14 protein-coding genes are annotated in these 12,308 nt (G+C 59.0%); 3 read left to right on the forward strand and 11 right to left on the reverse strand.

Annotated elements, in window-relative coordinates:
* Positions 1 to 3 precede the first annotated feature (3 nt).
* The 5 genes from PLANPX_RS04695 to PLANPX_RS04715 all read right to left on the reverse strand — a co-directional run bounded on the left by PLANPX_RS04695 (position 4) and on the right by PLANPX_RS04715 (position 4,418).
* On the reverse strand, positions 4 to 684 hold the full coding sequence (locus tag PLANPX_RS04695) for a PEP-CTERM sorting domain-containing protein (RefSeq protein WP_152097612.1): 681 nt from the start codon (positions 682 to 684) through the stop codon (positions 4 to 6).
* Positions 669 to 1,382, reverse strand: coding sequence for a PEP-CTERM sorting domain-containing protein (locus tag PLANPX_RS04700; protein WP_152097613.1), 714 nt, complete (start codon positions 1,380 to 1,382; stop codon positions 669 to 671). Before PLANPX_RS04700 ends, PLANPX_RS04695 begins: the two co-directional genes overlap by 16 nt.
* Before the next feature lie 61 nt (positions 1,383 to 1,443).
* Entirely contained in the window at positions 1,444 to 2,055 is a 612-nt protein-coding gene (locus PLANPX_RS04705; RefSeq protein WP_152097614.1) for a hypothetical protein, read from the reverse strand.
* A gap of 811 nt (positions 2,056 to 2,866) precedes the next feature.
* On the reverse strand, positions 2,867 to 3,457 hold the full coding sequence (locus PLANPX_RS04710; RefSeq protein ID WP_152097615.1) for a PEP-CTERM sorting domain-containing protein: 591 nt from the start codon (positions 3,455 to 3,457) through the stop codon (positions 2,867 to 2,869).
* A gap of 148 nt (positions 3,458 to 3,605) precedes the next feature.
* Positions 3,606 to 4,418, reverse strand: a complete 813-nt coding sequence (locus tag PLANPX_RS04715) for a PEP-CTERM sorting domain-containing protein (RefSeq protein WP_172991872.1) — start codon at positions 4,416 to 4,418, stop codon at positions 3,606 to 3,608.
* A 142-nt stretch (positions 4,419 to 4,560) separates the two neighbouring features.
* Between PLANPX_RS04715 and PLANPX_RS04720 the strand changes: the two genes are divergently transcribed.
* From PLANPX_RS04720 to infC, 3 genes are all read left to right on the forward strand, one after another.
* On the forward strand, positions 4,561 to 4,845 hold the full coding sequence (locus PLANPX_RS04720; RefSeq protein ID WP_152097617.1) for a hypothetical protein: 285 nt from the start codon (positions 4,561 to 4,563) through the stop codon (positions 4,843 to 4,845).
* A gap of 581 nt (positions 4,846 to 5,426) precedes the next feature.
* Positions 5,427 to 7,478: a threonine--tRNA ligase gene (gene thrS / locus PLANPX_RS04725; protein ID WP_152097618.1), complete on the forward strand. Its 2,052-nt coding sequence runs from the start codon at positions 5,427 to 5,429 to the stop codon at positions 7,476 to 7,478.
* Between the two features lie 353 nt (positions 7,479 to 7,831).
* Positions 7,832 to 8,338, forward strand: a complete 507-nt coding sequence (infC, locus tag PLANPX_RS04730) for a translation initiation factor IF-3 (protein WP_261344423.1) — start codon at positions 7,832 to 7,834, stop codon at positions 8,336 to 8,338.
* Positions 8,339 to 8,374: 36 nt separating this feature from the next.
* On the opposite strand, the gene PLANPX_RS04735 is transcribed toward infC, so the two are convergent.
* The 6 genes from PLANPX_RS04735 to PLANPX_RS04760 all read right to left on the reverse strand — a co-directional run bounded on the left by PLANPX_RS04735 (position 8,375) and on the right by PLANPX_RS04760 (position 12,262).
* A complete protein-coding gene (locus PLANPX_RS04735) occupies positions 8,375 to 8,770 on the reverse strand; it encodes a hypothetical protein (RefSeq protein ID WP_198421845.1) in 396 nt (131 codons plus the stop codon).
* Positions 8,755 to 9,525, reverse strand: a complete 771-nt coding sequence (locus PLANPX_RS04740) for a DUF899 domain-containing protein (protein ID WP_198421846.1) — start codon at positions 9,523 to 9,525, stop codon at positions 8,755 to 8,757. The genes PLANPX_RS04735 and PLANPX_RS04740 overlap by 16 nt, the downstream gene beginning before the upstream one ends.
* Positions 9,526 to 9,629: 104 nt before the next feature.
* Positions 9,630 to 10,259, reverse strand: coding sequence for a DUF1579 domain-containing protein (locus PLANPX_RS04745; RefSeq protein WP_152097620.1), 630 nt, complete (start codon positions 10,257 to 10,259; stop codon positions 9,630 to 9,632).
* A gap of 271 nt (positions 10,260 to 10,530) precedes the next feature.
* Positions 10,531 to 11,019, reverse strand: coding sequence for an SRPBCC family protein (locus PLANPX_RS04750; RefSeq protein ID WP_152097621.1), 489 nt, complete (start codon positions 11,017 to 11,019; stop codon positions 10,531 to 10,533).
* Between the two features lie 234 nt (positions 11,020 to 11,253).
* The gene (locus PLANPX_RS04755; protein ID WP_152097622.1) at positions 11,254 to 11,805 is read right to left on the reverse strand and encodes an SRPBCC family protein; all 552 of its coding nucleotides are present in this window, start codon (positions 11,803 to 11,805) and stop codon (positions 11,254 to 11,256) included.
* 85 nt (positions 11,806 to 11,890) lie between these two features.
* Positions 11,891 to 12,262, reverse strand: coding sequence for a YciI family protein (locus PLANPX_RS04760; protein WP_152097623.1), 372 nt, complete (start codon positions 12,260 to 12,262; stop codon positions 11,891 to 11,893).
* Positions 12,263 to 12,308: the final 46 nt, after the last annotated feature.

The following is a 12,308-nucleotide window of genomic DNA, read 5'->3' on the forward strand; positions in this document are numbered from 1 at the left end:
ATTCTAAGCGACCCAATTGTCGTCGACCTGCACGAGGCGACGTCGAGTCGCTATCGCGGCGAGCCCAGCAGTAACAAGTAACGCCGCTGAACTAGGCTCCGGCACTTCTGGAAGCTGTGGGATTAAATTTAATGGAAGCGGCGCGTAATTCTGCGTGAAGATGACTTTGTTTTCGCTCATTAGGGCTAGTTCTGCTTTTAATCCAGCAAACACGGCGGGGTCCGCAACGAAAATATTGGCGAGGAACAATTCTCCGCGAGGTTCCCCGGCCGTACTGATTACGTGTTGGTAGGGACCTCCGCCGAACTGGATTTTGGTTGAGTCGTTAGATGGAGCCAGAATATTCCAGCCTTTGCCAATTCCAGGGAAATCTAGGTCCAAAGGATCAAGGTCCAACGCGCGGTTGCGGTAGCTAAATGCTTGCCCGGCTGGGCGCGGTGAGCCCAGGAAAAGTCCGCTGCCGACGTTCGCGAAGGAATCGCCAGTGATTGTCAAAGCGAAGGCCGCAAAGCCATTATTCAGTGATTCTCCTCGCAAGAAGAACGACAATACGTGGTCGTTGTTGCTGCGGTAAACTGAGAGCGTTGCGGCGGCGGTTGTCGCTGAGAAGCCCAGTGTTCCTAGCATCGCTAACGTGCAGACGGCGATCACTGGTCGCTGCGCAAACTTCAATGGCTTATCCATGCTGGCCTCCCTGCCGATTCGGTCTGCACCGCCGCACGCTTGCGTTGCGCGATGGCGCCCCCAACAATTGCGGCCATGAATAGCGCCGCCGAACTAGGCTCCGGCACTTCTGGAAGCGGAGGCAGTCCGCCGAGCGGAACGGAAAGCGATTCCGTCAGAACCGTATCGCCGCCATACACGAGAGTCAGCGTCGCGTTAAATTCGGAGAAACCGTTCAGCTGCCCGGAATACAGATTGGCAAGGAACAGCTCCCCGCGCGGCTCTCCCGCCGTCGTGATTTTCTTGCCGAGCGGCCCGCCGCCGAACGAAACTTCAGTCGTGTTTATAATCGGACCCAGAATCGTCCATCCCTTGCCGACGCCAGGAACATCAGGGTCCAGCGGATCAAGTTCCAACGCGCGGTTGCGATAGGTGAACGCCTGGCCCGCCGGCCGCGGTACGCCCGCTGCGAGACCGCTGTTGACGTTCGCAAATGCATTGCTTGTGGCTTTTAGCGACAACGCATTGAAACCGTTGTTCAGCGCGCCGCCCTTTAGGAAGAGGGAGATAGAATGGCCGCCGTTGCTCTGGTAGCCAACTAGAGTCGCCGCATCAGTCGACGCGCACAAGCATGCCGTTGCGAGAATGACGAGCGTGCACAACGCACCCATCATGGTTGGCTGCGAGCAAGAGTGAGTTTTCATGTAGCGTTTCTCCAAGATAAGTAGCGAAGCGTTCGGCTTCGGTGTTTGGCTATTCTTGCCTAGGCAGAGCGAAGATTTACCGTGACGTGCCAGATGTGCGCTCGTTGAAAAACCGCGGTCGCCGGCGACTCATGATTGTTCCGACAAAAACGCCGGCGCACAAAAAAAGCGAACTTGGCTCGGGCAACGTTGTGAAGACAAGTTGCCCTGCGTTGAAGAGACTAATGTCCAGTCTTGCCACACCGAAACCCGTTGCCGACGGTACCAAATTCGCCAGGAATAACTTCCCTTGCGGTTCGCCTGCGGTTGAGATTTTTCCGGTCAGCGTTCCGCCGGCGAACGAGACCTCGCTCGAGGTGGTGATCGGATTGATGACCACCCAACCTTTCCCATTTGGATCATCAAGTGGATCGTAATCGAGAAGGCGATTTCGATAAGTGAACGGACTCCCCGCCGGCCGTGCTGCCCCTGCGATCAGGCCAGAGTTTAGATTCAAAAACGATTGACCTTCTAGCGGCAGAGCGCGGAACCTGAAAGCGTCGAAGTTCTCGTTCAATGAATCGCCATGGAGATAAACTGAAACCGACGAATTCGGATTGAAACCGATAGAAAGAAAAGGTGCTGCGCTGACGGGACTGGATGCCAGCAGCCCAGTGAATGCTAACGCCAACAATATTGCTTTATTCATGAGCTTCTCCGGAGTTTGTTGACCGCTGGAGCGGTGGTCGATCTCTATTGCGGTAAATCGTCGCGAGAACTGCGGAGCCCCATGTTGTTCGAACGCAGTTGGGGGATCTCCACGTCGCAGTGTACATAATCTGCGACCAAACACCAAATAAATGATCCGTAATATGTTTTTTCGGACGCCGGAAATTAGAGCGGTTTTCGCTTAACCGTAGCGTCATTCTGAGCGAAGCGAAGAATCTGCAAGCTCGTTTAAGCTGCTAGATCCCTCGCTTCACTCGGGATGACAGGCGCTACGCTTAACAGAAGCTTGCTCTAGCTGCATCCGGTTAATTTTGATGTGAGCCGGTGGGCGTTCCTGCTCGCGAGCTGCGCGCTTCATAAAATTGCGGCATTCTGCCCCGGAGCGGCGAAACGCTGCAAATAGTTTCTGCAATCAGTTCGCTCGTATTAGCGCTCTTTCGGTATGCGTCAGAACTTGTGCGCCCATCTCGTCTCAGCGGCGTGAGATAAAGTCTTGATGTCCTCGCGAGCGGCCGCAGCGGGCGGTAGTTTGAAATGAGTCGTTAGGCGACTTATCCGTCGTGGAGCGGCGATAATCATTGGAGTAATCTAAATTGTTGCCGCGCAAGCGGGATCATGTCGCTAGAAAGCTCGGGAGGCGTCGGAGCGCGAGTCAAAAAGACATTTACTTGGCGTGGAATTCTCATCGCGCATAAAAAAAGACCCCTTGAATCTTGCGATCCAAGGGGTCTTCGGTATCACCTACACGAGAAGCCGGGGGAGCCTCTCGTGAAAGTCGCTAAACTTATCAACTAGGCCTTGCGGCGACGAGCGGCAACAACGCCGATCAAGCCCAGGCCCGCCATAGCCAGCGTAGCCGGTTCCGGAACGCGGACGAGCTGCAACGATTCGGTGTAGACCGTATCGACGCCGTTCACGAGCGTGAGCGAAGCCGTGGCGGTTTCGGCCAAGCTCGGGAAGCTCAGGTTAGCCAGGAACAACCGACCATTCGGCTCAGCGGCAGTGCTGATGCTCTGGCCGAGCGGACCACCGCTGAAGGAAACCAAAGCGGCAGTGTTAACCGGCGACAGAACGGTCCAACCCTTGCCAACGCCGGGGTTATCCGGATCGTCCGTAGCGATGTCCAAGGCGCGGTTGCGGTAGGTGAAGGCAGCTTCAGCAGGACGCGGAGCACCCGACACAAGGCCGCTGTTGATGTTGTTAAACGAAGCACCGCTGTTCGGGGTGACGCTCAGCGACACGCCGTTGAACGAGGTCGCTTGACCTTCCAGGTAGACCGAGAAGGTGTTATTGGCGTTCGCGGTGTAGTAAAGCTTTGCAGCTTCAGCAGTGGAAACGGTGAATGCACAAGCGAGTGCAACCAAAGCGAAAATACTCTTCATATTGATTCTCTTTTGTAGATTGAACACTAGATAGAAAGTAAAGCCTTTTGAGTGCTACCTCAAAACTCTGCCCAATACTGCGGCATACCTTTATGCCGCGCCATCTATCATTAGCAAGAAACTCCTCTTGAGTCCGAATCTACGGATGTTACTTTCGCTTTGCGAAGGCACCAAGACCCAGCAGGGCAACGCCCAGCATCGCAATGCTGGTCGGTTCCGGAACTGCCGAGACCGGGCGGGGCGGTACGATTGCAGAGTTGTAGTTCGACGACAGGGCGCCGAAGTCATTGACGTTGACCGTGCCGTCCGAGTTGAAATCACCTTGATCCCAAGTCTTCACGCCCGGTTGCAGGTAGTTGGCCGACAAGCCACCGAAGTCGTTGACGTTGACCAAGCCATCGCGGTTGACGTCGCCCAGCTTCAGGCCATCGACGCCGACGCTATCGCCGCGGACGCTGACGGTGCCGTTCGTGGCGACAACGGCCTTGCCGGTCGCATCGAACTCATTCGCCGTGATACCGCCTGTCACCAGCGTCGGGCGAGCACCGGTCCACGAACCCGAAGCGAGTAGGGCCGAGTTGTCCCAGAACACCGAATTCGAGGGGAACAGGTCGTCAGCGGCGATGTTACCCGGGGTGCCAGCGCCCTTGCCGACGTTGAAGATCACCGAGCCAGCCAAGTCGTCACCGAGGGTGATCGTCGTCGAAGCAGCGGTGCCAGTGAACTTGAAGACACTGGTCGTCGCATTGAAGACAGCCGCGTTCGGGGTGATCGCGGCTAGCGGGGTGTCAGTACCCGTCACGCCGAGATTGCCGCCGATGGTGATTTGGGCACCGGCCAAGCCTTGAGCGCCGGTCGACTGGGCCAACAGGTCCCAGGTGCCGCCGCCGTTCGGGTTGGCAGGGTTTGTGTACCGAAGGTTAAGCTGGACGTTCACCACGGCGAACGCCGGGCTTGCCATTGCGCCAACCAAAGCTGCGCACAGAGCAAAAGCCAATCCACGTTTCATTTTCATTTCTCCAAGTCCCCGTCTCATGTAGGTGAATGATACCCGATCAAAAGCTGCGCTTGGTTGGGGGGCAATTTAGCGAGAATGCGACCGGATGGCCACACTGTTTGATGCGCGAACGCGAGTTGAAGAGGGAATCAAGAAAAGAGTAGAAGCCCAAGGGCTACAAGTTGAGATCTTAGCTGGAAATCTCAAGCTTGAAAAGCGATGTCGGCGAAACGGCCGGATCACCCTGGATGCGTCTTATGTTCTTGCTGCCCAATCAATCGCGGGTAGGCACACCATCGGCGTGACACAACTGCCGCCATTCCCTCCCCACTCTACCAAGGAAATATGGGCTTGCAACAGTTTTGCCGATCGGCGCGGTGAAAATTTTTGACTGTAGCCCGGGGAAAACGGGCCCAGCGACGCTTAAGTCTTGCTGCAGCATCACTTGTGACGATGGGAAGATTTGGCGAAGGAGGGAGTTTTTTACGAGTTTTTGCCCCGCTGCAGTTGACACTTGCGCGGAATGGATACCGCTTTGCGGAAACCAGCTGTTTTCGGGCCGCGTTTGCGCGCGGGAAAGAACTTTTTTCTTGTTTGCGCGCACCGAAAATCGTCCGCGTGACAGTTCTCGCTCCGTGCGGCCCGTGCGAGACCATTTAGCCATTTTTCCCGGCTTTGGCGAGCAGAACGCCGCCTCCCGATCTTGGTTGCCGTGGTGGCAAAGGGCCGAGGGCGCTATACTCGCCGGGATTGGGCCATTTCGGCCTGATTGGCGAGGCGAATCGCGGTGGCGGGTAGCAGAATTCCAGCGGCGGGCGGCGAACCGATCCTCTAGGAGCGGTTTCTTCGTATACAGCCCCTCGCGAACGGCCTGTGGGCAAGGTTTGGCTGTTCGCGCCCGGCCATTGAGATCACCTCCCCTTCTTCGTGCGAACGGGAACTTCGACATCCTCTGGAATAGAATTAATAGACATGCTTATCGTTATTTTGCCGGATGGTAGCCGGCGAGAGTTCGACGACAGCGTTTCGGCTTACGACGTCGCGGCGGGAATCAGCGGCGGATTGGCCCGGGCGGCGATTGCGGCTGAGGTCGACGGCGAGCTGCGAGATCTCCATGCTCCGCTTGTCGCCAGTCCGCAGGCAGGCAAGACTCCAGAGGTCTCCGTCCGCCTCATCACCAAGAAGGATCCCGAAGCGCTCGGCATCATGCGGCATAGCGCCGCCCATGTGATGGCTCAAGCGGTCATGCGGCTCCACAAGGGCGTCGGCCTCGCGTTCGGCCCCACCACCGCCACCGGCTTCTACTACGACTTCCAGCTCGATAAGCCCCTCTCGGAAGAGGACTTCCCGGCGATCGAAGCCGAAATGGCCAAAATCGTCGCCGCCGACGACCGGTTCGAGCGGATGATCGTCCCGCGGTCGAAAGCCGTCGAAATGTGCCGTGAAATGGGCCAAAAACTCAAAGTCGAACATATCGAAACGGGCCTCGCCGCTGAGGAAACCCTTTCGTTCTACCGTCAGGGCGAGTTCCTCGACCTCTGCCGCGGCAAGCATATCCCCAGCACTGGGCACATTGGCAAGGCGTTCAAGCTCCTCAGCATCGCCGGCGCCTATTGGAAGGGAGACGCTTCGCGCGATCAGCTCCAACGGCTCTATGCGACCGCCTATTTCGATAAGAAAGAGCTGACCGACTACCTCACCCAAATGGAGGAGGCGAAGCGGCGCGACCACCGCGTGCTCGGCAAGCAGCTCGAGCTGTTCACCATCAGCCAAACCGTCGGCTCCGGGCTCATCCTGTGGCTGCCGAAGGGCGCCGTCATTCGGCAAACCCTGGAGGATTACCTGAAGGGCGAGCTCCGCCGCCGCGGCTACGACGCGGTCTACACTCCGAACATCGGCAAGATCGAGCTCTACCAGATCTCGGGCCACTTCCCGTATTACAGCGATTCGCAATTCCCGCCGATCGATCTCAGCGAGCGGGAAGGGCAGAAGCCGGGCGAGGGGGAACGTTACCTCCTCAAGCCGATGAACTGCCCGCATCACATCATGATTTACAAGGCGAAGCCGCGGTCGTATCGCGATTTGCCGGTCCGGCTGGCGGAATTCGGCACCGTCTACCGCTTCGAGCAGTCGGGCGAACTGAACGGCATGACCCGCGTCCGCGGCTTCTGCCAGGACGATGCCCACATCTTCTGCACTGAAGAGCAGGTGGCTGACGAGTTCCGCGGCTGTCTGGAAATGACCCAAACCGTGCTGAAATCGCTCGGCATGAACAACTACCGGGTCCGGCTGGGCTTCCGCGACCCGAACGGCGACAAGTACGTCGGCAGCTCCGAGGTCTGGGATCGGGCCGAGGCGTCGCTCAAGGCGGTTTGCGAGTCGATGGATTTGCCCGACATGTCGATCGAAGCGGGCGAGGCGGCCTTCTACGGCCCCAAGGCCGACTTCGTGGTGACCGACTGCATCGGCCGCGAGTGGCAGCTGGGCACGGTGCAGCTCGACTACAACCTGCCGAGCAAAGAGCGGTTCGGCCTGGAATACACCGGCGCCGACAACGCCCCGCATCAGCCGGTGATGATTCACCGGGCGCCGCTGGGGTCGATGGAGCGGTTCGTCGGCGTGCTGATCGAGCATTTTGCCGGGGCGTTCCCGTTGTGGCTGGCGCCGGAGCAGGCCCGCGTGGTGACCGTCAGCGAAAAGTCCGAAGAGTACGGCCGCTCGGTGGAGCAGAAGCTGAAGGAGGCGGGCTTCCGCGTCACGGGCGATTACCGCGGCAGCAAGCTGCAGGCGAAGATCCGCGAAGCCCAGCTGGGTCTGATTCCGTACATGATTGTGGTGGGCGAGAAGGACGCCGCCAACGGAACCGTTGCCCTGCGGGATCGCATCGACGGCGACTTGGGGGCGTTTCCGCTGGCGGAGGCGATCGCTCGGCTGCAGGCGGAGATCGATGCGAAGACGGTTCGCCAGGTTGCCGACGCCGCAGCGCCGTCGCCGGTCGACCGCGGGGCGAAGAACGAGTATTGAGCGGAGCGAATGCTGAAGGATGAAGGCGGAATGCTGAGAAATGCATTTCCTTTCAGCCTTCCGCCTTCATCCTTCAGCATTTGTTGCTTAGCTCGCTCCGGCGGCTCGTTGAGCCGCGGCTACCTGACAATTGCGAAAACGCCGGGAATTTTGGCGGATTGCGATTGCAGGCAGCCGTTTTTCGCGGGATATTTGACCGTTCGGCCCGGCGTGAACAATACTTGTCATGCGTATGGCCGTCGGCTGTCAGCTAACGGCCGTCAGCCAATCATCTGCACGGCTACACAGCTCCTCTGGCCACGAGCCGACAGCTGAAAGCCGTGAGCCTTTCTAACCCATTGGAGTAGTTAGCCATCGAACGCAAGCAGCAGCAACGGATCAACGAGATGATCCGGATTTCGCCGATTCGGGTCATTGACGCCGACGGCGCTCAGTTGGGAGTGATCACGCGAGATGAGGCGCTTGAGAAGGCGCGTTCGTCGGGGCTCGATCTGGTCGAGGTGGCTCCGCTTGAGAAGCCGCCCGTTTGCCGCATCATGGACTTCGGCAAATTCAAGTACCAGCAAAAGAAGAAGCAGCACAAAGGCCACGTCCACCACAGCAAGAACAAAGAAATCCGCCTGCGGCCGAAAATCGGCGACCACGACTTCCTGACGAAGGCTGGTCACGCGCGGAAGTGGTTGGCCGAACGCGACAAAGTCGTCTGCTCGGTGATTTTCCGCGGTCGTGAAAACGCCCACGTCGACGAAGGGTTTAAGCTCGTCGCCAAGCTGACCGAGAACCTGGCCGACATCGCGAAGGTCGAGCAGAACCCGTCGATGATGGGCCGCCGCATTGTAGTGATCTACGCGCCCAAGTAATTCGCCGCGAGGCGTTTTCGATGACGCGATTTCGCGCTAACGAATAGCCCGGAGCAAGCTCGCTCCGGGCTTTTTCATGCGCCGCGCCGCCATGTACGCGAGCGATCCGACGCACAGCACCAGCAACCCCCAGCGCAGATAGGTTGCCGCCGCCAGCGAGATCCCGAGCCCCGTCTCCAGCGCCACGTAGCCCGCGACGCACAGCGGGCACTTGGGGAAAAACGCCAGCAGCGTCCCGGGGACGAGCCAACCGGCTAGCTCAACGCCGCGTCCGAGCCATCGGTTCGCTCCGGCCACGCGGGGCAGGGGAGAGCTCCGTTGCTCTTCATCGTTGCCGCTTCGGCAGCAACAGGCACGCGGTTTAATGGGCAAAGAGTGCATCGCTGCGTGCTCCTGCTGCGCGGAAACGGATATGCTCACTTGCAGCAACAAGACCCCTTCGGCGGCGCGTAAGCCGCCAGCGGGTCGACCAGGTAGTTGTGTTCGTACCTGTCGTGGTGCCGCACCCAAGACATTGAGTGGGCCAGCCCTTCCTCATTCCGCCCGAGCGGGGCGATATCGAGGTAGTTGTACGCCCCCACCAGCATGTCGAGGCCGCGGGCGTAGCTCGAATAGGCATGGTAGATCGACCCGTCGGGATCGCGGAAAAATGCGCTGATCCCTGGCAACTCCTCCGTCGGCGTGCCGCCCATTTCCGCGTAGTTGTAGGTGAGATCGCCTTGCTTGATTTCCTCCGGCTGGAAGGAGACGTGGTAGTCGAAGTTAAAATCGCTTCCCGCCGAGGAAACCCAGTGGAACTTCCAGCCCATCCGCCGCTGGAACGCTTCGATCTCGGGCCAAGGCGCCCGCGAGACGGCGCCGAGCGTGATGTCGCGGGCGTTCAAATGCGGCATCATTCCCGAAAAATGGTCTGAAATGTACGAGCAGCTGGGGCACCCCTCCGCCCAGCCGGGGCCGAGCATAAAGTGGTAAATCAGCAGCTGCCGCCGCCCTGCGAACAGATCGCCGAGCGACTCCTGCCCCGCCGGGCCGTTGAACAAGTAGGTCTTTTCGACCCGTTCCCAAGGCAACTCGAGCCGGCGGCGATTGAGCTCGTCGCGCTGGCGCGTGAACGCCTTTTCCTCGGCAAGCAGCGCTTTGCGAGCAGCAAGCCACTCGGCAGACGAAACCACAGCATGGGCAGGCATCGCAATATCTCTCAATAACGAGGGGTCGAGCGGTAGTATTCAGCCCCCTAGCCCGGAGCAAGCTTGCTCCGGGCTAAGTCGGGCGAAGCGACGTTCGAGCAAGCTCACGACTTCTTCGTGAACTCGATGCTCATCATCTTGAATTCCTTGCCCGATTTCGGGTCGGTCCCGAACATCTCCAGCGTCTTTTCCGTGGCGCTCGTGTTCGTCTCGACCTGGCGAATATTCACCGGCTTCTGCTCCCGCGGGCAATTGACCACATACTCCCAATTGATCGTCTTGCCGTCTTGAGTTAGGTCGCCTTCGCCCTGCATGATGCCGGTCGAGTGGTTGTCGATCATCGACGCGACGTACTTCTGCGAGACGTTGTCGAACCCGAACAGCGCTTCGCCGACGAATGGACCCATACCCGGCATGTCGCCGCTCATCTCACATTTCACGTACCGACCATCGAGCACCGGCGTGTAGACCGAGGTGAGCTCGCTGGTCACCGGCGGCAGGCCGGGCGCCATCCAAAACGTTCCCTTGCCGGTCCACGTGCCGACGTCTTGCTTCAGCCGTTCGTGCGGCTTGCCGGGCGTCGCCGCCGCGATGCAGCGTTGCATTTCCTCCGCCGTCCAACCGGGAGGCAGCGGCATCGCCGCGGCGTCGGGCTTCTTGGCATCGGCGGCGTAAGCGACGGCGGTAATCGCCATGAGCCCAAAACAGGCGATTGAGAGTGACTTGAGTTTCATCGGAACCTCCAGAAATAGGCCGGCAAGTTGGCTACACAACGCATGGCTTACTCGCCGGCAGGTGGTGAATCAGTAGATTTTTTTACGTGGCCGCGCAGTTCACGAAAGCTGCTGGGTTTGTTCCTTCGCTCAACTACACGAACAAGTTTGGATGCAGGCGGATCGCTAGCGCTAACGCCCCCCAGGCGGCGTTTGTTAGTCGAGTAGTGCAGTGGGGAGCCCCCGCTGCGAGCCCCTCCCTTTATGGGAGGGGGAAGAGCAAACGCTTAACTCAACAAGTCAACGTATCGAGATGCTCCGCGAGCCGATCCAGCGACTCGGCGGCTCCGACGTCCATGCCTGAATGCAGATGACCGTCGCGGGCTTCCTTCGATAAATGGATCGTCAGATCCGTTACAGTCGTGATCCCGTCGCGCTCCGTAAACGTGACGGTGATCTCCGCCGGCGCCTGCGGGAACGGATCGTAAATGAACGAGTGGATCAGCCGCTCCGGCCGCATAATCTCTTTGTAAACGCCGCGGAAGCCGCACTCTGAACCGTCGGGCATCCGTAACGTGTAGCGGTATGCTCCCCCCGGCCGCAGGTCGATCTCGCAGACATCCATCTGCGCGGTGCGGCAACCCCACCACTGGCGCACATGTTCCGGCAGCGTCCAGCAATCGAAGACCAATTCCCGCGGCGCGTCGAACGCCCGCGTGATGACAATCTCCAAATCGCTCGGCGTCGTCAGCTTGAAACTGGGGTGAGATTTAACGGGCATGAGTTTGCCTTCAGATAGGTCTAAATGCGGGAGCGCGGAGATTGAACCACGAAACACACGAAAGAAACGAAAAGGGAAATGCGGGGATTGCACCGTTAATGAACGCTGAGGGGACGCTAATAAATTCAAAAGCATTTAGTTCTTATTAGCGAATCATCAGCGTCGATCAGCGGTGAATACTTGGCATTAGTTTCGTGCCCTTTCGTGCGTTTCGTGGTTAAGAAATCCCCGCATTCAATGCTGAACGCCAACCTTCGCCTGCGACTCCGCCAACTGCTTCATGTTCGCGAGCCCTTCCTCAAACTGCCCGCCGCACAGCTTTTCCATGTTCATCACCAGCCCAATCGCCTTCGTCATGAAGTTGTAGTTCCCCTCCATCGACCAAGTGACTTCCGTCTCGTCGCCGACCTTCTTGAAGACGAAGTCAGCGCTGTTTGTGGCCGTGAACGGCTTGAAGAATTCGAGCTTGAGATCGACCCGCTCGTGCGGTTGGCTGCCGACGATCGTCATCCGCCCCTCGCCGACGTTGCCGTTCCCTTTCCAGGCGTAGGTGGCGCCGACGCCCGCCTCAGGGCCGTCGTAAATCCGCTGCAGGTTCGGATCAAGCTTTTCCCACGGCGACCACCCGTGCCACTTCCGCAGGTTGTTCACCAAATCGAACAACACCGCCGGCGGCGCCTTGATGCGTGTCGAGCGCACATACCGAAACCGCGAAGGCCGCGTCGCGATGGCGACGAAGAGCAGAACCAGAACGACGGCGACGCCGATGAGGATTTTGGTGAGCATGGGAGTGAGTGAGTGAGTGTTTAAGTGAGTAGGAAGAACTGCCTACACCGCATTCGCAACTGACAACGGACCACTGACGAAGCTTCTACAACTTCGTCGCCGGCACGCCTTCCAGCGGCAGCAAAGCGCGAATCTCCACCGTTCCATGCCGAGCGCCCGGATGCCGCGCCGCAATCTCCGCCGCTTCTCCCACCGATTCGGCCTCGATAATGTAGAACCCGCCTAGCACCTCGCGGCTTTCGGCGTACGGCCCGGCGGTGACGGTCGTCTTCCCGTCGCGCACCCGCACGAGCGTCGCCGATCGCGCCGGCTGCAGCGGCGTCGCGAACAGGTATTTCCCCTGCCGGTCGAGGTCGTGGCACAACGCCGTCGCTTCCTTCATCGCCGCCAAATGCTTCTCGGCGCCGGCCCCTTCCCAGTACTGTTCATCGTCGAAACTAACGAGCATAAAACGCATTGGGTTGACTCCTATATCAAGGCGACCATCGAGTTGTGGCTGCGAT

It is taken from the genome of Lacipirellula parvula (assembly GCF_009177095.1).
Classification (GTDB): Bacteria; Planctomycetota; Planctomycetia; order Pirellulales; family Lacipirellulaceae; genus Lacipirellula; species Lacipirellula parvula.